Below are 22,186 nucleotides of genomic sequence, written 5' to 3'. Positions count from 1 at the left end.
CGTCTTGCAGTGCAATGCTTTATAAATCAAGGAATAGCGGAACCTGTATGGATGGCCCGCAGGCCACGACAGGGTTTTCCTCCCTGTTGAATCGGCCGCTGGAGCCGGGCTGACAACGACACAAGCAGTGTCGAGATACCAACGAATGCTTCGTTCGTGTCAAAGGTTCCGTGCAGAAGGAGAAGTTGAATGCCTTACGAACCGAATGACCTTCTCAGTCGTCATTTTCAGAGCAACGGTATCGACCTCAGCAAGGTCGAAGAACAACTCAACCTGATCGCTCCCAACAGTCCTAACATTCCCCTTTATCGCGACATGATTCTCACCGTCCTGCGCATGGCACAGGACGACCTCAACCGCTGGAACGCAAAAATCACCCTGCAGGCCCTGCGCGAACTGGAACACGCCTTTCGCGTGCTGGAACAGTTCAAGGGCCGACGCAAGGTCACGGTATTCGGCTCCGCGCGTACGCCGATCGAACATCCGTTGTATGGCCTGGCGCGAGAACTCGGCGCGGCCCTGGCCCGCTCCGACCTGATGGTCATCACCGGGGCTGGCGGCGGCATCATGGCCGCGGCCCACGAAGGGGCCGGCCGCGATCACAGCCTGGGGTTCAACATCACCCTGCCCTTCGAGCAGCATGCGAACCCGACCGTGGACGGCACCGACAACCTGCTGTCCTTCCACTTCTTCTTTACCCGCAAGCTGTTCTTCGTCAAGGAAGCCGACGCCCTGGTGTTATGCCCGGGTGGCTTTGGCACGCTCGATGAGGCGCTGGAAGTGCTGACCCTGATCCAGACCGGCAAGAGCCCGCTGGTGCCGGTGGTGCTGCTGGATGTTCCGGGTGGGACCTTCTGGCAGCAAGCGCTGGACTTCCTCCACAACCAGCTCGAAAGCAACCGCTACATCCTGCCCACCGACATGAAGCTGATGCGCCTGGTACACGACACCGAGGAGGCGGTCGAGGAAATCAACCAGTTCTACAGCAACTTCCACTCCAGTCGCTGGCTGAAAAACCAGTTTGTCATTCGCATGAATCACCCACTCAACGAGCCGGCGCTCGAGCAGATGCAGACGACTTTTGCCGACCTGTGCCTGAGCGATCGCTTCCATCAACATGCCTACAATGGCGAGGAGCACAACGAGCCGGAGTTCAGCCATCTGGCACGCCTGTCGTTCGCCTTCAACGCCCGCGACAATGGTCGCCTGCGCGAACTGATCGACTTCATCAACCTGCCGGAAAACTGGGCCATGAATCAGGCCAGGACTGCACAACGTACCAGGGAAACGCTCAAGCTCACTTGAATCGCAAAACAGCGGCCCGCGCCTTCAGTTCGCGGGCCCCACAGGTCAATCGTCCATCCCTCGGCCGCTCAACAGGCGCCCGACCATGTCCATCGAATATCCCCGGTACCCCAGAAAGCGGCCCTGCTTGGCGCGCTCCTTGGCATCCACGGGAAAGTGCCCGGCAAATTTGCGGCGCCAGACCTCTTCCAGTTGCGCCAGCCAGTCGATACCACTCTCGCGCAAGGCGAGTTCGATATCGGCACGCTGCAAGCCGCGCTGGCTGAGCTCTTCGCGAATACGCATGGGACCGTAGCCGGAACGGGCACGATAGGAAACGAAACTTTCAAGGTAGCGGGATTCGGATAACAGGCCCTCTTCCGTCAAACGGTCAAGGGCTGTTTCGATCATCTCGGGAGGCGCGCCGCGCTGACGCAGCTTGCGCGTCAGCTCGACTCGACCATGCTCGCGTCGCGCGAGCAGGTCCATGGCGGCTCGTCGCACTGCGACGAGGGTATCGAGTACGACGGTCATCGGGTCGATCAGATATCAGCGTCGGCCATGTCGTCGATGCTCTCGTTGACCGGCAGCGCCTTGCCATCCGCGCTCGGTGCCAGCAGTTTGTCGCGGATCTGCTTCTCGAGGGCGCTCCCGATCTCCGGGTTGTCCTGCAGGAACTTGGCCGAGTTGGCCTTGCCCTGGCCGATCTTGTTGCCCTGGTAGCTGTACCAGGCACCGGATTTCTCGAGGAAACCGTGCAGCACGCCAAGGTCGATGATCTCGCCGTTCAGGTAGATACCCTTGCCGTACAGGATCTGGAATTCAGCCTGACGGAACGGTGGAGCCACCTTGTTCTTGACGATCTTGACCCGGGTTTCGCTGCCGACGACTTCGTCGCCTTCTTTCACCGCGCCAGTGCGACGGATATCCAGGCGGACCGAAGCGTAGAACTTCAGCGCGTTACCACCGGTGGTGGTTTCCGGGCTGCCGAACATCACGCCGATCTTCATGCGGATCTGGTTGATGAAGATCACCAGGCAGTTGGCGTTCTTGATGTTACCGGTGATCTTGCGCAGCGCCTGGGACATCAGGCGGGCCTGCAGGCCCACGTGCATGTCGCCCATTTCGCCTTCGATCTCGGCCTTGGGCACCAGTGCCGCCACGGAGTCGATCACGATCACGTCGATGGCGTTGGAACGCACCAGCATGTCGGTGATCTCCAGCGCCTGCTCGCCGGTGTCCGGCTGGGAAACCAGCAGGTCGTCGACGTTGACCCCCAGCTTGCCTGCGTATTCCGGGTCCAGGGCGTGCTCGGCGTCGACGAAGGCGCAAGTGGCGCCCATCTTCTGGGCCTGGGCAATCACGGACAGGGTTAGGGTGGTTTTACCGGACGATTCCGGACCGTAGATTTCAACGATACGGCCTTTTGGCAGGCCGCCGATGCCGAGAGCGATGTCCAGACCCAGAGAGCCAGTGGAAATGGCCGGGATCGCCTGACGGTCGTGATCGCCCATACGCATTACGGCACCCTTGCCGAATTGACGTTCGATCTGACCCAGGGCCGCAGCCAAGGCTTTCTTCTTGTTGTCGTCCATTAAAGTCCTCACGTAATCAATAAGGCCTGACGGCCAACACCTGTATAAGTAGCCAGTATTATTCCACAGCGTTCGTGGATCGCCTACCCCTGTTTTGAGATTTCTGCCGCGGCATGTTGCAGCAAGCCCTCTAGCGCGGCCTTCACCGTTTGTCGGCGGACGTCGTCGCGATTTCCGGCAAAGTGCCGGCACTCCGCCGTCAGGCTCTCGCCAACGCCCCAGGCCAGCCAGACGGTGCCCACCGGCTTTTGTGGCGAGCCGCCGTCGGGGCCGGCCACCCCGCTGACCGCCACGGCGAAACGCGCCAGGCTGTTGTGCTGCGCGCCACGCACCATCGCCTCGACCACTTCGCGGCTGACCGCGCCGACGGAAGCGAACAACGCGTCCGGCACGCCCAGTTGCCGGGTCTTCTGGCGGTTGGAGTAGGTCACGTAGCCCGCCTCGAACCAGGCCGAGCTCCCCGGGATGCGGGTGATGGCCTCGGCGATCCCGCCACCGGTACAGGACTCGGCAGTGGTGACGTGGGCATTGAGAACCTGCAAGCGTCTGCCAAGTTCAGCGGCAAGCTGGGTGATTTCGTTCACGGGCCTCTCCTGATCGGGCTGGCGGAGGCCTTACCGTACACGAGCAATAGGCGCTTGCAAGGCATGCAACGGATCAAAATGTTAGTGGCCCAGCGCCCTGACGTAATCCTGGCAGGCCTGCAGGGCGATCAGTCCCCGGTCGCCGTCGTCGGTGATGCCGACAATTCGTTGAGCATGCGCCGGGTCAAGTCGGGCGCGCGGGGCTCCATGAACCACGCCGCCGGTGGCGGCGGTCGCAGGCACTGCGCATCCGGCGACGCCGTCCTGGGCGTCGAGAAGGACTGACAGGCGCAGATCAGCAGTGGCAAGACGGTCGCGCAGGCGACCTTGATCACGTTGTGCATCGCTCAAAGCTCGGTAATGGGTCTGGTCGCTGGCCCGCAGCCGCTGCTCCAGGGCCAGGCGCTTATCCTGCTCGGCCTGCTGCCGGGCCGCGGTCGCCTGGTTCAGTTGATCTAGGGCCGCAGCGTGCCGCCTGGCCTGCTCCGCCAGTTGCCGGCCAAGGCGCCAGTCCTGGACCTGCCAGGCCAGGGTGCCCGCGCCAGCCGCCACCAGCACCAGCGACACTACCCACAGCACGGCCCGCGACGACAGGGGTATCAGGCCGAAGGCAGGCATAACACCTCCCGCGCCCGCGCCCAGAGCTGCAGGCGATCCTCCAGGCCGTTCAAGCCGCCGTTGATACGCCGGGTGATGCTGTTGAACTGGTCGCGGTCGGCCAGCTCGTTGAGTCCGTTCTGCTGCCAGAACCAGGCGGCCGACTCGGCGGCCCATTGCGGTTGCTCCAGCAACTCGGGCAAGGCCAGCAAACGTTCGTCGCCGAACAGCCCAAGGCTGCACTGCTTGTAGTTGCTGCGCCCGGTGACCTGGATCAGGCCACGGCCGCGGTACTTCTGGCCGTCGCCGTCGGCTTCCGGCGTATTGCCCAGGCGGGCGGCCAACGCCCCGGTGTCGTACTTGCTCAGGTATTGGTCGTTGCCCAGCTCGCGCACATAACGCAGCTGCCCCGACTCATGGCCGACCTGGGCGAGAAAGGCAGCCATGCGCTTGGGCGTGTCGATATGGCGGTGCGCCATGGCGGCGTTAAGCGCAGAAACAAAAACGCCCGCTTGGGAGCGGGCGTTGGGCATGATCTTGAGGAGTTGTCCCTCGGTTACAGACATCGATGTCTCCCTGACATGGATTCATTTGCTACGGAAGAAAGATCGCAGTGCCTTCAGCGGGCCGCGGGGGGCTTCCTGGGTCAGCACCGGCCATTGGATTTCCAGGGGATAACCAGGCTGCTGCTCGATACGATTCAAGGCGACGCAATAGCGTTTCCACTCCAGCAAGGCGGATTGTTCCTCGGGCGAGGCCTCTCCCAGTTCATGGGCGTATTGAAGTGGTGCCATACGTAATGCCGCTTCGCCCAATCGCTTGTCCCGTTCGCCTTGAGCGTCGAGCGTTGCGGCTGCCTGTCGTGCCTCCACATCAAGCTGCCAGGCGCCCTCGATCCAATTGAAGTACGGTCCCGGCGGCGCAGTTTTCGTCAGTCCTTCTGGTAAATCGCCCACCTCGGACCAGTCCACGGATTCCCCCGTATCGGTGTTGTAGGCCACACCGCGCAGATCGGGAACCTGCTGAGGTCTATCCGCGATAAACGCCCATACATGGCCGGGCTCAGGCTCATCAAGTTGCTGTTCCAGGCTTACAGCGTTGTTGGGTAACTGAATGCCCAATCCGGGAACAAGGGGAAACTCTACGGGACCTATCAAGGCTCCCGACGCATCAATCAGGTAATTCATCATTTCATCTCAGATCAGTTTCAACCGGCCGGGATAGGCAACGTTATGAGGACGCGCCTCGGCGCCTCCGTCGGTGGATAAACCGGTCCCCACTGGCGTAGTCCCAACCAGTTGATAGGGAAACGTGTACCTCATGGACCAGACCGAAGTCTGGAAAATCGCCCCATTCGCCTCCCCTTCTCCTACAGCGACTGCAGTAGGCGTATGAATATGCGCCCGGTTCTGATCTCGCTGGACAACGCCAGGATTCCGCCCCGGATCAATTCCGCGCCCTTCGTCCAGAACCCGCAGGAACTCACCCCGTCCTTCCGGCCCCCGAAACGTCAGAGCCCCATCACCACTGCTCCAGCCGCCCTCTGCGCCGACCCGAGTCGCCTCGGTCCACATCATTCCCGATACCTTGGCGTGATCCCACAGCCAGGGCCATTCGGCCCGACTTAAAACCGCCCCGTTCAAGGCGCCATAACCACCCGGGCTGAAGGCCGTCGTCGTTTCAAAGACAGGGCGCCCCAGAGGTGTGCCATCGAATCGACCTACCGGCCACCACGCGCCAGCACCGTCACTGCGCAGGTGCCACCAGTCCCCAGCCCCCATCAGGACGAAAAAGGGATAGCCATCTGCGGCCAGGTGCGTGTGGAACTTGATCTTGTCCGTTCCGGAAGCCTGCACAACCAGGCGGTTCCCGGCATTATCGATGCGTCGTAGCACGACATCCCGAACACCAAGATCCTTATTCGCGGGGGGCAGGCTGACCGTGATGGCGGACGAAACGGCATTGATCAGAACCAACCCCAGGTCATCGTTCGTCAAGAGTTTCGACGCCGAAACATTAGTCACCGATGAACTCATCGGACTGGCTTTGGTAACGATTTCTTGTAGTGCTTGAAGAAGTTGCCCGTTGTCGTCCTCTGAAGGCAACAATCCCGCACTGTTAATGACCGACAAGATTTCCTGAGTAACTGCATTCCCCCAAGTAGCGGGTATTAGTGAGCCAGGAGTTCCCGCGATAGGGTTTTCATCTACGAATTTTCCATTGAGCAGCCCTACACCCGGCACTCTTTTTGGGTAGTCCATCAATCATTTCCTTGTTGCAAACTCAAGAGCAACTTTATGAAAACCATGTAGTTAATATTAAAAAAGCAGGATCTGGCACCTTAGAGAAACTCCGAACAAGTTGCTCAACAGTCGGCGACCGACGGAGCGGCAGCGGGTGACCCAACTTCTGGCGCCAATGACTTCGATAACTAGAGTTCAACTCTGGTTATCACACCTTACAGGCGCACCTTACCTGCAACGTTCAACAAATGCCGACGCGCCACCCATAAAATGGCGGTATTAAGTGCAGAAACAAAAACGCTCATTTGGGAGCGAGCGTTGCGCATAATCTGGCGCAAGACGGCTTCGGCAATCAACATGGATGAAAGTCCGCTAGCACAAACTTCTGCAAAATAATCTTACTCACCAGGAGCCTCGGGCCATTGGACAACCGTTGGAAATCCCTCTTGCTCTTGCACTCGCGACAGCAACACCCGGTACTTTTTCCAGGCGCTCAGAGAAGTCTTCTTGGTCGCCAAGGCTGCAGTTTCCTTATCAGTGGCGATTTCAAGTTCCACCGAGTCCTGCAAGATATTCACGTCAGCCTGTAACTTCTCGATCACCGAGTTCGCCACCGCAGTCAGCTCGGCGCGTTGTAGCAGAACATTGGTCTTGATCATCTCTCCCCCCGGCTCGGCGATATTTCCAAATTCCAAAGCCACTGCACGCTCAAACAACTCACGGCCATGTAACTCCGGGTCATTGGGAGAAGCCGTAAATATGATTTCGCCAAGCGACTCCTTGGTCTCTTCGAATGTCACATACAGATTGAGCGTTGTATGAGCCAAGTCGTTCCAGCACGGCATACGAGCACTCGATACCTTCATCATCTTCAAGAAATCCTCAAGCAAAGAGTTGTAGAGTCGGGGCTCGCGCCATCGGTATTCCTGACCGCCCCCATGATCCGCCAGGTGCCAGCAGGAGCGCCGCCCCAGGCGGTGCCATCGGTAGCGGTAAACCGACAATTCACTCCGGCTACCAACTCGCCAGGTCCCGTCCCGCCACCGCCGCCAACAACCAGCAAGGCATAGGATCCGACCGCGCCGGCACCTGCCGTGGATTGGGCAACCACCGCCTTCCAGTTGCCGATATGATCGGTCCAGACGGTGCCAAGATCGGTAGCGTCGACTTGAACCCTGAGCCCTGAGCCGTCGGTAGCCCATCCCACCATGACCTGATTGCTGCCTTGGGCATTCCCGCCGCCCTGACGTACAGGGGTGAAACCCAGCTTGGGTTGCAAGTAATAAACGCCGTTGTCCGACGCTCGCCGGAAGTAAGGAGCGCTGGCATCGTTACTGGCGAACCCGGCATAGGTAATCGAATCCCTTAGAACACGATCTCCCAGGAACGAATTGACTTGAGCCGCTGTGTAGGCATCGGTGATGCCGTAACCACCCAGGGTGGTCGCAGCCCTGGCAAGCCCCACATATTCGTTGTTGTTTTTATTGCGCATGTAAGGCGCTGCCGAGTTGCCACTGGCAAAGCCGGCAATGGAGCAGGCATCCGAACTGATCTTGGCATCCAGCAACGCGTTGGCCGCCGTCTTGTTGTACACCTCGGAAATATCGGCCTTTTTCGCAGGGTCGAAGTTTCGCGAACACCAGAGGCTGCCAAAGTTGGTGGCATCGACCTGTATAAGGACGTTCTGTCCATCCCAGCCGATATAAACAGCATTGGACAATTGGGTGCCTACCCCACCTTGCTTGACGAACGTACTGTTCGCCGCCGTCTTGCTGTAGGCGTCGGTAATTGCATACCCATCCAGTGTCGTCGGGTTCGATCCCGAAGTGACCTGGCCGCGCGCATTGACCGCTACTTTCCGGTATTCCCCGGCCGCCACACCGGTGGTACCGGCCATAAGCTCGAAAGCCAGGGGCGTGGCACCGACGGTAATCGGTCCCGTGGTGGTCATTTGCCACATACGCGACTTGTTGACCTGCCCTTCATCCGTTCCGACGATAAAGTTGGAGGTCACCTGATAATCCAGCGCCGCATCCGGCGCTCGCGACCAGGAACCGGCGGATACGATATAAAGCCCGTTCTGCGCCGCATTGGCCTGGTCCTTGACCAGCACCCGATCGGCAACCGTAAGTTGCACGCCATCGATGGCTTGCAGACCGCTCAAGGCAACGGAGCCCGTGGTAGCAACGCGCACGGAGTCCTTGAAATCCCGGGCGGCGAAACTCTGGATCGCTTGCAATAACTGAGTGGTCGATTTTTCGTCGGGGACCAGACCGGCCGATTTGATGACGTTCAGGAGTTCCTGAGTGACTGCGTTGCCCCAGGTTGCAGGAATCAACGATCCCGGAGTACCAGCCATCGGGTTCTCGTCGGCAAACTCCCCGTTCTGCAGCCCGACACCGGGCACGCTCTTTGGATAATCCATTGCTCTATTCTCTAGTCATGACTGATGCTCACCAGCCCATGGGTTGATGCACTATGTGGAATTGGGTATTGCAGAGCGCTGCCAGAACTTGCCCCGCAGCAGCACCGAAACTCCGGCTCAGCGATCCAGCTCAATCACTGACAACCTCGCCGATTGCCTCGATCGCCGCCTCGCAGATCTCTTGCGCCGCATCCTGCTTACCTTTGCCAACCTGCACCCGGATGCGTTCCTTGGCCTGCAGGCGCAGGGTGCGGATGGCCAGCAACTGGCTGGCGGATCTGGCGGCCTTGTCGAGAATGTCGTCCGCCGCTTGCCGGGCCGTACGGCCTTTCACCACCCAGGCACTGATCGCCTGAGGCACGGCCTTTTTCGGGTACCCGGCCTCCTTGAATGCCTGGGCGTCGCTGGCGGCCTGGGCATACTCCGCGGCCTTGAGCGGATCGCCACTGATCATCTGCCGGGCTGTGTCAGCCTCGGCATCCACTCGGCGGCACAACTGCTGCGCCTCTTGCTCCGCGATAGCCGTCGCCTTCGCAGGGTCCAGCGACCACTGGCTACCATTCCAGTCGTGATAGGCGGAGGGTGGCGGCACATCGACCCGGGTCAATTCGCCATCCAGCACATAGTGCAGGGCGTCCTTGCGCTTCCATTGCTCGGCCGTCACCTGCAGGGCCCTGTTGCCCTCGGCTGGCGCCGCGTAGGCCAATAGTTCAGTGTCTTGCCACTCAATGACCACCCCGGACGCAAGGCAGTAAAGAACTTGCTTGCTCATATGTTCACCACTCAATGATCATCAGGCCAGGAGCGCCACGCCCCCCCGAAACGCCCAAGGCACCCGATACATACCAACCTCCTGCACCACTGCCTCCAGCCCCGAAACCATGGGCATCCCGTGCGGCGTAGCCACCTGACGTGCCATAACGACAGGCATTGCCACCGCCGCCGAACGGCCCGCTTGCCCCAGCCCCCGACAGCCCCGCCGTGACCCCGGCTTGAACATCGGTCGCATCGCCCCCGGCAGGAAAACCCTCTCCCCCTCTTGGCCCCGCTACACGGTCCACAGGAAGACTTGCCCCCGAGTTACCAGCGCCTCCGCCACTCAGCACCAGCAAAGCGCCCCCAACGCCCACAAGCGTGTTTCCTCCACTTGTCGGGTTGCTGACCCCACTGATGCCCCCCACACCCGCCGCACCAATCGTGATAGGGATCACTTGGCCGGGAGTGACGATGACGGGGACTTTGATGGCCGCCTGACCTGCACCGCCGCCGCTGCCACCGGATGCGGATCCGGTCGCTCCAGCCGGGCACGAACCACCCCCACCGCCCCCCGCACACCCGCTGAGCCAGATCTTCGTCACGCCCTCCGGCACGGTGAAGCTGCCATTGGCGGTAAAGCGCTGGATACCCAGCCCCGCCACCGAACGGCTGATGCTGCGAATCGCGCTGAGCAACTGGGTCAGGTTCGCCTCGCTCGGGGTCAGGCCGGCCGCGGTGATCACCGCCAGCAGTTCCTGGGTCACGCCATTGCCCCAGTCCGCCGGGATCAACGAGCCCGGGGTGCCGGTCAGCGGGTTCTCATCGACGAACCGGCCGTTGACCAACCCGGCGCTGGGCACACTTTTCGGATAATCCATCGGTCTATCCCCTAGTCATAATTGATATGCACCCGCGTATGCGCCGGTGCGCTGCGGTGGATCTGGCACTCCAGGGCCGAGCCCGGGTTCATGCCGAAACGTTCGCCCCAGTAGCTGGCGTTGAAACGCCGGCCCAGCAGCAGTCGTCCACCGGTGTTGAGGGTCCACATGAATTGCGCCTGCCAGGTGCCAAAGTGCGCCTGGCCAAACCGTGCGCGGCCCATGCGTGGGGCTTCGTGTTCGGTGATGGTGGCGTTCGGGTAGCCCTGGCCGCGGGCGATTTCGATGTAGTAGGAAAGCGCCTGGCTGCCGACCGCCAGCAGGCGCCGGCGCACGGCCAGGCGGCGGTCGTCGAACAGCGGGGTCGCGCCCAGGCAGGGGTCGGGCAGGTTCATCACCCGTTCCCAGTCCGGTACCAGCTCGCTGGCGCCTGTCGGGTCCATTTCGTTGAGCAGGTCGGCGGCACGGGCATCGAGGCGGGCCAGCTCCTGGGAGACGCCTTCGAGCACCTCCTCGAGCTCCGGCACGCGCTCCGGGTCCCAGGCCGGGCCGCTGGGCAGCAGGCTGCGCAGCTGGCTCTGGTATTGCGCGGCGGTTCTTATTCCAGCCATACGCAGCCTCCGAACGTCAGCAACTGATTACTGGCGGCGGGGACATCGGCGGCCGGCGCGCTGAGCTTGTGGTCGTTCTCGCCGGCGGCGCTGCTGATGGCTTCGCGGATATGGCTGATCAACAAGGTGTCACCCAGGCCGGCCTCGCGGTTGTGCAGGTCGCGCAACTGGGCCTCGACCGCCGCGCGTACCGCGCTGGTGTCCGGCGACAGGCGCAGGCGATAGGTCACCGGCACCTGCTCCGGCGCCAGCACATGCAGCTCGGCGGTTACCGGTCGCAGCGGCTCGATATAGGCCCGGACCTGGGCCAATTGCTCGGCATTGGGTATCGGTTGCGCATCGTCGTCGCGCATCACGAACAGCCCCACCGTGCCCGGCCCCAGGTAGCTGCCCCGGCACCAGGCCCGGGTAACGCCTGGCACCTCCAGCGCCCAGGTCTCATAGTCCTGCGCCGAGCCGCCGTGGGGGATGATGCGGTAGGAGCGGATCACTCGCGCGCGCAGCGATTCCAGGCTTTCCGCGGCGACGCCGCCGTTCAGGCCGGGGGCCAGCACGGTGAAGGTGTTGCCGATGCCCTGGATCGGCTGTACCGGGATCAGCTCCAGGCCGGCCTCGGCATTGCCCAGGGAGCCGGCGTCGAGAGCCTGCACCGTGGTGCTGTTGCTGCCGGCGCTGGTGGTGCGGGCGGCGGTGACTTTGTAGGTGCGCCCGTCGCTGGCCTGCAGCAGGGTATCGATGTCCAGCACGGCACCCGCCGCGGCGCTGAAACTCACCGCGCCGCTGGCGGCCTGGGCGGCCTTGCGCGGCTGGTTGAGGCGCAGCGCGGCGATGCGCTCCAGGGTCGATTCGTCGGCCGTGTCCGGCAGGATCTGGTCGGCGATCCAGTCCAGGTAGCCGTAGAGACCATAGGCGGCGCCACCTAAGGTGCGGGCCAGCACTTGCGCATCGGACTGGCGCAGCGCATCGCTGGCCAGGTCGCTTTGGGTGCGCTTGATCAGCACCGGCAGCGAAGGGGTTTCAAAGGGCATAGGTCACCTGCCAACTGTTATCGGGGTTGATGTCCAGGCGCTCGCCAGTGGCCAGGACCAGCGTCGTGCGCAGGTCCAGGCGCTGGTCGTCGAGGCGTTCGCTGCGGATCTCGATCGCGCTGCAATGGCCATCGTCGATCAGCCATTGCAGGGCTTCGCGGGCATAGAACTCGGCGTCGAGCTGAGTCTGGCGGGTGAGCTTGACCCGCCGCAGCAACCACAGCCGCGAACCGATGCGGTCGTCGGCCACCGTAGGGAAACTGTCGCCCCACCAGCCGAAGCGCTCCTCGTCGTCGAGCCGGTCGTCGTCCGCCGCGCGGCGCCAGGTGAACAGGCTGATCAGCACGGCGCGGGTCAGGGCGCGGTGCAGGTCTTGGCTGATGAACATCACTGGCCTCCCGCCGGCGCGCCGGTCTGGCCGCTGCCTGGCTGCACGCCGGCATGCAGGTGCTTGATCTGGCTGATGCCGCCGGCGACCTGGTCGCCCTGGGAGACGATGCTGCCGGTCTGGGTCAGGGTCGGGGTGTCGATGTGCACCGCGCTGCTGGCGCGGATATTCAGCGTGGCGGTCTCGAGGTCGATGATCCGCCCGCGCTTAAAATGAATCTTGTCGCCTTCGTCGGTGTAGATCGCCACTTCGCCGGGGGCCAGGGCCTTGAGGCGGAAACGGCGGTCGGCGACCACCAGCACGATGGCATGGGAGCGGTCGCCGCCGAGGAAGGTGGCGATGCCTTCGGCGCCGGCCAGCGGGTTGCTGGTGAAACCGTAGGGCTCGAAGTGCTCCATGTCGTCGTTCACTTCGCCGGCGGTCAGGCGCATTTGCAGCGATTGCAGTTTGTTGGCCGAGTTGGCGAGCACGACGGTGCCGCGCGCCAACAGGCGTGTCAGTAGGCTCATGGTTTTTTCCTTGACCTCTGTGTAGGAGCGAGCTTGCTCGCGATAGCGGCCTTGCAGGCACACCGCATCGTCCCCATCGCGAGCAAGCTCGCTCCTACAGTACCGGGGGGGTTTTAGGCTTTCGGCGGCACGGGGCTGGCGTCGAAGGTATGGGGCGGCGCCACTTGCAGCGTGGTGATCGAGCCCTGCTCGGAGAGCGAATAGGTGACCTTGGAAATCAGCAGGTCCTGGTCGAACCCCAGCACCGGGTCGATCACCCGCACCAGCGTGTTGTGGCGCCACAGCTCGCCGTTGCTCTGGCGCCAGCCCTGCACCTTGTAGGTCGTGGTCAGGGCCTTGCCGGTGCGAATCGCGCTTTCCCAGTCGGCCCGCTGCTGGGCCAGTTCCGGGGTCAGTTGCGACGGTTCGCTGATCACTGTGACCCGCTTGCGCCTGGCCGCGCCGTCGCGGGCCACGCCCGAGACTTCGCTGACCGCGGCGCCGCTTTTCTGGTCGTTGCCCTTGTGCTGGCCGATCACCCGGTACTCGGAAAACACCTGGCTGAAGTCCATCGGCGCGCTGGCCGCGAGGATGTTCTTGCCCAGCTCCAGCACGTCCACCGCACGCCCGCCGCTGCCCGGCCGCGCCAACAGCACCCGGCCTTCGGCGTCGTCGGTGGAGAACACCCGGAACAGCGTCAGCAAACGGTCGATGGACTGGAACACGGTTTCCCCGGGCACGATGCTGTGGCTGCCCAGGCGCGTGGTCTCGGCGATCTCGCTGACCACCCCGACGCCGTAGGACGAGGCCAGGGCCTGGACGATCTTCAGCAGGCTCTGCTCGCGCCACTGCCCGGGCTGGTTGATCGCCGCGCAATCCACCAGGTCCTGGGTCAGCGAGCTGCCCTCGATGCTCAGGCCGATCTGCCGCCCGTCATAGCTGACCGGCGCCTTGAACACATGGCCGCTGAGCAGCAGGTCGGCGCCGATGCGCACCTGGCACTTGGCGCCGGGGCGGATGCGCTGATCGAGGGTCTGCCCGGGCCATTGCCAGGTCACGTCGAGCTTGAAGGTGCGGAACTGACGCTCCAGGTCGGCGCTGATCTCGACGCTTTTCCAGCCGCCGTAATCCTGGCCGTCCACCGTCAGCAATACCCGGTTATCGAAGTTGCCCATGGCTCACTCCCCCGCCACTTTGACGTTGGTCGGCGGCAGGAAGCCGGGGTGGACCACGCCGTTGCGCTGCTGCACTTCGGCGGCCCGCGTGGCGTCGCCGAACAGCCGGTAGGCCAGCACCACCGTCGGCAGGCTCTGCATCGGGTTCTTGACCACCAGCCGCACGCCGGACGACGCCACCGCGGTGAGATGCCCGTAGACCAGCTGGCGCAGGCCGTTGAGCACCTCGTAGTGCACGGCGTCGGCTTTCTCCGCCGCTTGCCACATCGCCTCGTTGATGCTGTTGCGCAGTGCCAGCACCTCGTCGGCCACCGGCACTTGCGCGCGGGTCACCGGCTGGATCGCCTGCGTGGCCAGGGACGGCGTGCTGCCGAGCCGGGCCGCCGGGGTGGCCACCGGCAACGACGCCACCGCCTGGGCAATCCGCACCAGCACGGCGTCCTGCACCAGGTTCGCCATGGCTTGCGCCGCGGCGGTGGTGTCCTTGCCGGTGGTGAGCTTGGGCGTGTCGATCTTCTTCACCGCCTCCACCTGCTGCGAGACATTGGCCAGCACGCCGCGGTAACCGTTGCGGGCATAGTCCTTGAGGTCCTTGACGTCCCCCAGCAGGCCCTTGAACTCGGCGCTGACTTCCCTGGGCAATTCCTTGATCGCCCGCACCAGCAGGTTGAGGTCGCGGTAGGTGTCGATCAGCGGCTTGAGCTCGCGCTCGAGGGTGTCGTAGACCTCCTTGAGGCTGTTGCGCAGGTCGGCGATGCCGATCCGCGCGGCCTTGACCAGGGTCATGGCCTCCTCGAAGCGGCGCACCGCCGAGCCGATCAGGCTGTCCGCCGACACCAGCAGCAACTGCCGGGTGTTGACCGTGGCGCTGGGGAACTGCAACGGCTGGTCGGGGTAGAACTTCAGGGCGAAGGTCACCAGGCCGCCGTCCTCGCGGCTCTGGGTCATCTCGCACTCGCCGACCTTGACCTGCAGGCGCCCCAGCCACGGATGCACCAGTTCGCCGCTGCCCTCCTCCAGCGCCTTGAGCAGCTTGTCGCGCTGCTCCAGGCAGTCGGCGCCGACGATGAACGCCGTCAGGTCGTGGGTCCGCGCCTGTCGCCCCAGGTTCTCGTAGAACGGCAGGTCACGCTGCGGGTACTCGTGCAACTGCCCCTTGTGGCCGACCGGGGTTTTCGCCTGGTCGACCCAGAAGCCGACGCCACGAAACGACGCCGGCAACAAACGATCACGCCAGCTCATTGGAACCTCCTAGGGAAAGTGAGCGGTAGCCGACCCGCGACGACAGCGCCACGCCAGGCTGGTTAATTTGCGGGGCGCTGGTGCGCAGGCCCGCCGGGGCATTTTCGAAGCTCACCGTCAGCCCCCCTTGCAACTGCGTGCGGTTGTTGGCCGCGCTCTGTTGCAACAACGAGGTGGAGCTTTGCGGCAGGCTGCCGGGCCGCGTCGAAGCGCCGGGGGCCGGGCTGGCACCACCGAAAAACGCCGGCGCCAGGGCGCCTTTGCCTTCGGCATTGGTCTGCTTCTGCGCCTCGGCCAGGCCTTCGACCTTGCCCGTGACCCGGGCGACGAAGCCGGCAAAACCGCCGTCGAACAGTTCCCGGATCGGCGCGATCGCCGCCTGGAGCCGCTGCCACAAGCCGCCGAACCACTCGGTGATCGGCTCCCAGTTCTTGATGATCTGCCCCAGCGGCGACCACTCGAACAAGCCGAGCAGAAACTCGACGACCGTGGCCGCCGAGGCTTTCAGCACCTCCCAGAGCGCCGCGAACACCTCGCTGATCGGCTGCCAGTTGGCGATGACTTGCCCCAGGGGCGACCACTCGAACAGCGTGACGAAAAAGTCCTTGATGACTTGTGCCGCGCCTTTGAGAGTTGCCCAGAGCGAATCGAAGTAGGCGCTGATCGTGCCCCAGTTGTTGATCACCATTCCCAGCGGCGAGCTGTCGAACAGCAGGCCGAAAAAGTCCTTCAGCTGTTGCGCCGGACCTTGCAGACCGGCCCAGAGCGCGGCGAAGTAGCCACTGATCGCGCCCCAGTTGTTGATCACCATCCCCAGCGGCGTCCAGGCGAACAGCCCGACGAAGAAGTCCTTCAGCCGTTGCGCCGGACCTTGCAAGCCGGCCCAGAGCGCGCTGAAGAACGCGCCGATCGCGCCCCAGTTGTTAACGATCATCCCCATGGGCGTCCAGGCGAACAGGCCCTTGAGGAAGTCCAGCGCCGGCACCGACAGCGCCTTGAGCAATTCCCACAGCGCCGCAAACAGCCCGCTCAGGGGTGTCCAGTTGTCCATCACCAGCCCCAGCGGGGTCCAGGAAAACACCTGCCGCAAGAAGCCGAACAGCGACGCGGCCATGGTCCTGAGCTGCGCCCACAGGCCGGCGAAAAAGCCGGTGATCGATCCCCAGTTGGCAAGCACCAGCCCCAGCGGGGTCCAGCTGAAAATCGTCTGCAACCCCGCCAGCAATTGCGTGGCGGCGTCCTTGATGCGCGCCCAGAGGGTGACGAAGAACGCCGACAGCGGTTCCCAGTTGGCCACGATCAGGCCCGCGGCCACCGCGATGCCCAGGGCGACCAGGCCAATGGGCGAGGCCAGCAGGCCGCTGCTGAACAGGGTCACGGCGGACGAAGCCAGGGTCATGGCGCCGCGAATCGCGGTGAAAGCCAGGGCGCCAGCGGCCAGGCCCTGGACCAGTTGCGGGTTGCTCTCGATGACTTTCGCCACGAAGCCCAGCAGCGGTTGCACGGCGGTCACCACCGAGTTGACCGCCGGCAGCAGCGCACTGCCGAACTTTTGCGAGATATCGTCGACGCTGTCGCTGAAGGCCTTGAGGTTGGTGCCCGTCTCGCCCAGCACGTCCTTGGGCGGTTCGATGCCCTGCGCCACCAGCTTGGCCCGCGCGGCCTGGTTCTCGAACTCGATGGCCGAGTTGACGCCCGCCACGAAGGGCGCCGCCAGGCCACCGCCCTTGATCAGGCCGGAAAAGTCCAGCCCGCCCAGGCCGCTGTCTTCGATGCTTTTCTTGAAGGCGCTGACTTTCGAACGCGCCTCGCCCAGGTCGGCATCCAGCTTCTGCATGCCCTGCATGACCACCAGCATGTTCACGGTGGTCTGTACCCGGGTCACGTTCAGGCGCTGTTGGATGCTCGTCTGATTCACGCTTTGATTGATGTTCACCATCACTGCACCTGCTGCATCGCGTTGATCCGTTGCGCGTGCTCCAGGGATTCCCGGAGCACATCCAGCGGCCTGGCCATCATCTGTTCGGGGTCGACCTTCCAGAACCAGGCCAGGTCATAGGCAACCGCGATCAGGTCGGTGATGGCTGCGATGCCGCACTCATGAAAAAACTCGCCACCGCCCAGCTCAGGGCGTTGAGGTCGGCCAGGTCCAGCTGGTTGACCGAGGACGGCGGGATGCCGGCGCAGACCGCGATGTACTTGGCCGCGACGTCCATGTCGAGGCTGACCTCTTCGCTCTTGTCGATCTTGTACGGCAGCGCCTTGATCGCCCGCACTTCCTGCACCGTCGGACGGCGCAGGGTCAGTTCGGCCAGGGGTTCGCCGTGGGCCTCGATGGCCACACGCAGCTTTACGCTCTCGCTCATTGCCAGGTCCCCTTGATGCCTTCGAATTTCAGCTCGATGCTGGCGTCGTCACCCTTGGAAACGGGCTCTTCGACCAGGTAGGCGCCGGCCAGGACGTAGACCTTGCCGTTGCTGAATTCGCAGGTGACGGTCATGTCGGAACCGGCGACCAGTTGCTGCAACGGGAAGTCCGGGGTGTGCAGCGCCGTGACCTTGAAGGACGGGGCGATGTCGGTTTCCTTGTAGAAACCCGGTACGACGGTTTCCCGCTTCACGGACATCAGCGGCGCTTCGCAGCCGCCGTTGATGGTCAGTTGAGCGCCGTCCACTTTGACGTAGCAGGTGCCCGCAATCAGTTGACCCATGGTGTATCTCCCAAAAAATGAGCCCGCGCGGGGCGGGCTGGAAAAACGCAGTGAAAGAGGCCTGGCTTAGGCCGCCGCGTCGTACTGCAGGCGGAATTGGTTGAGCAGCGCGAACACGCGCAGGCCGTTGATGTAGTCCGGCGGGAACAGCACGTTGACCCGGCTCGGGTCCTGGGTGTCGCGCTCGACGATCAGGTGCTCGGCGAACAGCGCAGCGTTTTCCACATGGCCTTCCAGTTCGAGCTTGGCGTACTGGGCGATCAGCTCGCCGCGGAGGGTGCTCGGGGTGACGATCGGCTGGCCGGCGCCGAAGCGGGTGCCGTCGGCCGCCAGTTTGTGGCGCCCGTACTTGCTGGTGATCACGCTTTGCAGGCGGCGCACGATGAAGGCCGACTGGTGCATGGTCTCGCTGTCCAGGTAGGAGTTGTCGGCCTGGCCGTAGGCGTTCTTCTGGTAGGTGGTGATCGAACGCTGGATGCGTACGTAGCCGCCTTCGTAATAGGCGGTGGCGATGCCGTAGCTGAGCAGCGACTGGCGCTCGGTCAGGGTGAAACGCTCGCTGGCCGGCGCCGGGTCGACACCCGGCAGGCTGCCGCTCTGGGTCGGACGGCTGGCATCGGCGGAGATGAACACAGAAGTGCGCGCCGCCAGGGCCGCGGCCTGCACCCAGAACGGCTGCGGTACGCCCGGCTCCAGGGCCTGGATGGTGATGTGCTGGTCGTTACGCGCCTGGCCGGCCGCTACCAGGGTGCCGACGGTGCCACGCTTGGCGCTGTAGACATGACCAAACAGTTGCTTGGCCCAGGACCAGCGGCCGCTGCTGTCGTCCATGACGGCTTGCCAGGTGTTGAGGGTCGCGGTGTCGGTCCACGACATGCAGATGAACTCGAACGGCTCGTCGCCCAGGGCCGCCACGGCCGCCACCTGATCCGGCACGCCAGCGCCGCCAGCCATCTTGCCGACCGCCACGCTCAGGCCGGCCGGGGTTTCTTCGCCATTGCTCTTGCCCAGGCGGTTGAGCTGCAGGCTGATGTCGTTGGCGCTGTCGCCGGTCCATTTGGCGGTCAGGGTCAGGGTGCCTTCGACGGCCGCGGCAGTCACCGGCAGGTCGGCGGCGGCATTGATTTTCAGCGCCAGCGCGCTGGCCGCCTGGGCCGCGGTGGCGGCATTGACGATAGCCGCCTGCACACGCACGCCGCCGACATACAGGTTGAGCACGCCGCTGGCACTGGCAGTGCCGGTGAACTTCAGCTCGGCCTTGGCCACGCTGCCTTCCACGTTGTGCAGCGGCAGGCACCAGATCTCGCCGACCGGGTCGGTCTTGCGCCAGGTTTCGTACATCGAGGCGAGCATCGAGCCCTGGCCGCCGATGCTTTTGGCCAGGGCGACACTGGAGACCAGCACCAGCTTGCCGACTTCGCTGGGCGCCACGTTGTCGTTGACCTGAGCCACGATCAGCCGGCGCATGGCCGAAGAGGCGCTATTGGCCGCCGAGTTGTCCATCTCGGCGTAGAACAGCGGCACACGAATGTCCGCCGGAATATTGCTGAATCCGATCGCCATTATTTGGCTCCTTGGGGTTTCGCCGCCTTCGCGGCCTTGAGGGTGATATCGCCGTCGGCCAGGCGCCGGCGCCACCAGGCGCTGTCCGCGACTTCGCGGCCCTCGAGGGGCAGCAGGTCGCCGGCTTCGGGGTCCGGCACGGCACGGCCCGCGGCCGGCAGCACAGTGATGCGGTTGCTCATTGCGTTACGTCTCCAGAGAAGGTCAGTTCCAGGCGCCCGTCGGGCCCCGGGTGTTTCAGGTTGGGGTCCGACGGGTCGATGGCATCGACCCGTACCGTGACCCCGGCAAAGGACGGCAGGCCGTCCAGTTCACGTTCGCGCCAGGTCTCCGCCGGCTGGCTGGCCAGGTTGCGGCCCAGCTGGAACTCGGCGAAGAAGCGCAGTTGGTAGAACAGGCGCGTGGCGGTGAGCGAAACCAGCTCGCCGCCGTCGTATTCGATCGGGTTGTAGGCCGCGCCCGGCTTGAACCCCACCAGGGCGCGCCACAGCTCGGCCCGCAGGTCGTCGAGCTGATCCAGCGCGCGCGCGCCATCGGTGGCATCCAGCACCAGGGTGATCGCGATGCGATCGCGAACAGCCTGGCGAGTGGCGTTCTGCGCCGTGCCCGGGCTGGCCGGATCGGCGATCGGCGTCACATGGGCGCTGGGGGTGGGCAAGGCGCCGTTGCCTTGCAGCAGGGCGAGATCGGCACCGACCGCCACCTGATTGGCCAGGCCGGGGCAGTGATTGCGTAGCTGCGTGAGGAGTGCAGAGATCTTCATGGAACCACTCCAGAAAACTGAGGGAATGAAGGGGGGGCCCAGCAGCCTGGCCACACCGTGGCCAGGCGCTGGCTTCGCGTTTAGGCGTAAAGGCGAGTCGAAGGCGGGATAAGCGCCTTCCCGGAGGGGATGACGCGGTCTACTTCCTCAACATCTCCAGAAGGTCCTTCTCGAAGATGCTGGTCGAGGTGCACTGCGTGGGTTTCACCTTGTCGTTCCCGTCCGCCGTCGTCAGCCCTGCGACGCCGGTTACCTGCACCGAGACATTGCTGCCTTCACCGGCACTCCACACCTGCACGACTATCCGGTAGGAGGCCTGCAGATTCTGCTCCTGACCCGTTTCCGAGCAGTCCAGGTAAGTGCCGGCGATCTCGGCATCGTCACCGGCAGACACGAGAATGCCGGTCTCGGCATCCCGCACCTTGATCGGCAATGCCTTCTGCCCAAGGAAGTTCTCGACAGCGGTGAACAACTCGCCGGGCGCACGGTTGCCGATCCTGACCGTGCCGGACGAGCTCTCCATGCCCGGCGACTGGTCGCCGCCCTGCTGGCTTTGGCTACCGTCCTTGACCGGCCCATATACCGAGATGCAGCCCGCTAACAGCAGCACGCCCGAGAGGATGGCTAAGGTCCTCATGGCTCACCGGTAATAGAGGGTGGTGCAGCCGCTGAACAGGGCCACAGTGACGAGGATGAAAAAGAGTCTTGCTTTCATGATGAGTCCTTGCTTGAGGTGAGTGGAATTCGAAAGACCTCGACCTATGCCAAGGTCTGGAAATGTTTGCCGGGAAGCGGCTCGAAACCGCAACGGCACACAGCGTCGTGAAAGGATTTCTCAGTTCCGCTGAGGCTCCAGGCATTTGGCCGAGAGGGAGCAGCGATAGCCCTGGGTCCGGGAACCGCTGGAGGTCACCTTCTTGATCGACCAGCGCCCCCGCATGAAGCCGGGCCAAGTGTCGTCGAGCAGCACCAGCCCCTCGGCGGCCAACGCCGGGTTACCCGGGCATTCGATCTGGATGTTGCGCGCCTCGCGTTCCTGCCGGCGCATTTCGCTGATGGCCGCGGCCAGGGCGTCCTGCTCGTTGGCGCGGCGCTTGGCCAGCTTTTTGAAAGGCGCGGTGCCGACTTGCACCACTCGTTCCCTGGCGGCGCCGCTGTCCCACCAGGTGCTCTGGCAGCCCTGGAATTTCGAGCGGCTTTCCTCGTCGACCTTGGCCGAGATGAAGGCCGCGTCCCCCGGCCGGTTGTCCCGGGTCACCGACAGGCGCACATCTTCCAGCGCCTGGCCCGACAAGGACTTGACCTGGCCGCTGCGGGCCAGCACGTACAGGCCGTTCACCGGTTTGCTCACCGCCCCGTATTCCTTGGCCAGGCGGGTCAGGAAACCCATGTCGGTCTCGTTGCTCTGATCGACATGGGCGATGCGCACGCCGTCGAGTTCCGGGGCCACCCGCGGGGAAAACCCGTGGCGGGTCACCAACTGACGAAACAGCGCACCGAGGGTGATCGGTCCATAACTGGCGGACCGGCGCCGTTTGAAGCCGGTCTCGTCGCTCTCCTCGAAGGGCGCGGCGGTGGCCACCAGCACCAGGCGCATGGGGTACAGGAAGGGGGTGCGCCGGGCGATGATGAACTGGCCCTTGTCGATCATGCCCGACTCCCGGTAGCCGACCCGCAGGCCGATGCGCCCGCCCAGGCTGGGCAAGCCCTCGAGCCCTTCGGTGTCGAGGGTCAGGGTCAGTTGGTCGGACTCGATCCCGGCCGCATCGATGTGCTGCCATTGCACCAGACGCTCATTGAGCAGCGCCGCGTTGGCGCCGTAGATTTCCACCGACGGCGTGAATCCAAGTGCCATG

At 63.8% G+C, this 22,186-nt stretch carries 27 protein-coding genes; 1 reads left to right on the top strand and 26 read right to left on the bottom strand.

Annotation, left to right across the window (positions count from 1 at the left end; genetic code table 11):
* Positions 1 to 189 precede the first annotated feature (189 nt).
* Complete coding sequence (locus tag TO66_RS06305; RefSeq protein ID WP_044461525.1) at positions 190 to 1,305, top strand: TIGR00730 family Rossman fold protein; 1,116 nt, start codon at positions 190 to 192, stop codon at positions 1,303 to 1,305.
* Positions 1,306 to 1,350: 45 nt separating this feature from the next.
* Here the strand turns inward: TO66_RS06305 and recX are convergent, their stop codons facing one another.
* The 26 genes from recX to TO66_RS06180 form a co-directional block, all read right to left on the bottom strand.
* The gene (gene recX / locus TO66_RS06300; protein WP_044461524.1) at positions 1,351 to 1,818 is read right to left on the bottom strand and encodes a recombination regulator RecX; all 468 of its coding nucleotides are present in this window, start codon (positions 1,816 to 1,818) and stop codon (positions 1,351 to 1,353) included.
* Between the two features lie 8 nt (positions 1,819 to 1,826).
* Entirely contained in the window at positions 1,827 to 2,879 is a 1,053-nt protein-coding gene (recA, locus tag TO66_RS06295; RefSeq protein ID WP_044461523.1) for a recombinase RecA, read from the bottom strand.
* Between the two features lie 83 nt (positions 2,880 to 2,962).
* Positions 2,963 to 3,463 (bottom strand): CinA family protein, encoded by a 501-nt coding sequence (locus TO66_RS06290; protein ID WP_044461522.1) that lies wholly within the window; start codon positions 3,461 to 3,463, stop codon positions 2,963 to 2,965.
* Positions 3,464 to 3,591: 128 nt separating this feature from the next.
* Positions 3,592 to 3,807, bottom strand: a complete 216-nt coding sequence (gene rz1 / locus TO66_RS34245) for a lysis system o-spanin lipoprotein Rz1 (RefSeq protein WP_409077166.1) — start codon at positions 3,805 to 3,807, stop codon at positions 3,592 to 3,594.
* Between the two features lie 255 nt (positions 3,808 to 4,062).
* On the bottom strand, positions 4,063 to 4,626 hold the full coding sequence (locus TO66_RS06280; RefSeq protein ID WP_044461520.1) for a glycoside hydrolase family 19 protein: 564 nt from the start codon (positions 4,624 to 4,626) through the stop codon (positions 4,063 to 4,065).
* Positions 4,627 to 4,647: 21 nt separating this feature from the next.
* Positions 4,648 to 5,250 (bottom strand): tail fiber assembly protein, encoded by a 603-nt coding sequence (locus TO66_RS06275; protein WP_044461519.1) that lies wholly within the window; start codon positions 5,248 to 5,250, stop codon positions 4,648 to 4,650.
* Between the two features lie 6 nt (positions 5,251 to 5,256).
* Positions 5,257 to 6,321: a hypothetical protein gene (locus TO66_RS06270; RefSeq protein WP_044461518.1), complete on the bottom strand. Its 1,065-nt coding sequence runs from the start codon at positions 6,319 to 6,321 to the stop codon at positions 5,257 to 5,259.
* Between the two features lie 197 nt (positions 6,322 to 6,518).
* Positions 6,519 to 6,662: a hypothetical protein gene (locus TO66_RS33205; RefSeq protein WP_156162043.1), complete on the bottom strand. Its 144-nt coding sequence runs from the start codon at positions 6,660 to 6,662 to the stop codon at positions 6,519 to 6,521.
* Between the two features lie 39 nt (positions 6,663 to 6,701).
* A complete protein-coding gene (locus TO66_RS06265; RefSeq protein WP_044461517.1) occupies positions 6,702 to 7,172 on the bottom strand; it encodes a tail fiber assembly protein in 471 nt (156 codons plus the stop codon).
* A 2-nt stretch (positions 7,173 to 7,174) separates the two neighbouring features.
* The gene (locus TO66_RS06260; RefSeq protein WP_044461516.1) at positions 7,175 to 8,728 is read right to left on the bottom strand and encodes a hypothetical protein; all 1,554 of its coding nucleotides are present in this window, start codon (positions 8,726 to 8,728) and stop codon (positions 7,175 to 7,177) included.
* 130 nt (positions 8,729 to 8,858) lie between these two features.
* Entirely contained in the window at positions 8,859 to 9,500 is a 642-nt protein-coding gene (locus TO66_RS06255) for a hypothetical protein (RefSeq protein ID WP_082061044.1), read from the bottom strand.
* A 4-nt stretch (positions 9,501 to 9,504) separates the two neighbouring features.
* Positions 9,505 to 10,362: a hypothetical protein gene (locus TO66_RS06250; RefSeq protein WP_044461515.1), complete on the bottom strand. Its 858-nt coding sequence runs from the start codon at positions 10,360 to 10,362 to the stop codon at positions 9,505 to 9,507.
* An 11-nt stretch (positions 10,363 to 10,373) separates the two neighbouring features.
* Complete coding sequence (locus tag TO66_RS06245; protein WP_044461514.1) at positions 10,374 to 10,973, bottom strand: YmfQ family protein; 600 nt, start codon at positions 10,971 to 10,973, stop codon at positions 10,374 to 10,376.
* Entirely contained in the window at positions 10,961 to 12,001 is a 1,041-nt protein-coding gene (locus TO66_RS06240) for a baseplate J/gp47 family protein (protein ID WP_044461513.1), read from the bottom strand. The genes TO66_RS06245 and TO66_RS06240 overlap by 13 nt, the downstream gene beginning before the upstream one ends.
* Positions 11,991 to 12,389 (bottom strand): phage GP46 family protein, encoded by a 399-nt coding sequence (locus tag TO66_RS06235; protein ID WP_044461512.1) that lies wholly within the window; start codon positions 12,387 to 12,389, stop codon positions 11,991 to 11,993. The genes TO66_RS06240 and TO66_RS06235 overlap by 11 nt, the downstream gene beginning before the upstream one ends.
* Complete coding sequence (locus tag TO66_RS06230) at positions 12,389 to 12,898, bottom strand: phage baseplate assembly protein V (protein ID WP_044461511.1); 510 nt, start codon at positions 12,896 to 12,898, stop codon at positions 12,389 to 12,391. The genes TO66_RS06235 and TO66_RS06230 overlap by 1 nt, the downstream gene beginning before the upstream one ends.
* A 113-nt stretch (positions 12,899 to 13,011) precedes the next feature.
* Positions 13,012 to 14,052, bottom strand: coding sequence for a phage baseplate assembly protein (locus tag TO66_RS06225; protein ID WP_044461510.1), 1,041 nt, complete (start codon positions 14,050 to 14,052; stop codon positions 13,012 to 13,014).
* A gap of 3 nt (positions 14,053 to 14,055) precedes the next feature.
* Positions 14,056 to 15,294: a DNA circularization protein gene (locus TO66_RS06220; protein ID WP_044461509.1), complete on the bottom strand. Its 1,239-nt coding sequence runs from the start codon at positions 15,292 to 15,294 to the stop codon at positions 14,056 to 14,058.
* Entirely contained in the window at positions 15,281 to 17,233 is a 1,953-nt protein-coding gene (locus TO66_RS06215) for a tail protein (RefSeq protein WP_044461508.1), read from the bottom strand. Before TO66_RS06215 ends, TO66_RS06220 begins: the two co-directional genes overlap by 14 nt.
* A 130-nt stretch (positions 17,234 to 17,363) precedes the next feature.
* On the bottom strand, positions 17,364 to 17,660 hold the full coding sequence (locus TO66_RS06210) for a phage tail assembly protein (protein WP_044461507.1): 297 nt from the start codon (positions 17,658 to 17,660) through the stop codon (positions 17,364 to 17,366).
* A complete protein-coding gene (locus TO66_RS06205; RefSeq protein ID WP_044461506.1) occupies positions 17,657 to 18,004 on the bottom strand; it encodes a phage tail tube protein in 348 nt (115 codons plus the stop codon). The genes TO66_RS06210 and TO66_RS06205 overlap by 4 nt, the downstream gene beginning before the upstream one ends.
* Before the next feature lie 66 nt (positions 18,005 to 18,070).
* Positions 18,071 to 19,567, bottom strand: coding sequence for a phage tail sheath subtilisin-like domain-containing protein (locus TO66_RS06200; protein ID WP_044461505.1), 1,497 nt, complete (start codon positions 19,565 to 19,567; stop codon positions 18,071 to 18,073).
* Positions 19,567 to 19,749: a DUF2635 domain-containing protein gene (locus TO66_RS06195; RefSeq protein WP_044461504.1), complete on the bottom strand. Its 183-nt coding sequence runs from the start codon at positions 19,747 to 19,749 to the stop codon at positions 19,567 to 19,569. Before TO66_RS06195 ends, TO66_RS06200 begins: the two co-directional genes overlap by 1 nt.
* A complete protein-coding gene (locus TO66_RS06190) occupies positions 19,746 to 20,330 on the bottom strand; it encodes a hypothetical protein (RefSeq protein WP_044461503.1) in 585 nt (194 codons plus the stop codon). The genes TO66_RS06195 and TO66_RS06190 overlap by 4 nt, the downstream gene beginning before the upstream one ends.
* 139 nt (positions 20,331 to 20,469) lie before the next feature.
* Positions 20,470 to 20,967, bottom strand: a complete 498-nt coding sequence (locus tag TO66_RS06185) for a hypothetical protein (protein ID WP_044461502.1) — start codon at positions 20,965 to 20,967, stop codon at positions 20,470 to 20,472.
* Positions 20,968 to 21,165: 198 nt separating this feature from the next.
* Positions 21,166 to 22,185, bottom strand: a complete 1,020-nt coding sequence (locus tag TO66_RS06180; protein ID WP_044461501.1) for a contractile injection system protein, VgrG/Pvc8 family — start codon at positions 22,183 to 22,185, stop codon at positions 21,166 to 21,168.
* Between the last annotated feature and the right edge of the window lies 1 nt (position 22,186).

The sequence above is a fragment of the Pseudomonas sp. MRSN 12121 genome (assembly GCF_000931465.1).
Taxonomy (GTDB): Bacteria; Pseudomonadota; Gammaproteobacteria; order Pseudomonadales; family Pseudomonadaceae; genus Aquipseudomonas.
Note: the sequence above shows the minus strand (reverse complement) of the source record. Positions and strands in the feature narration are given on the sequence as shown.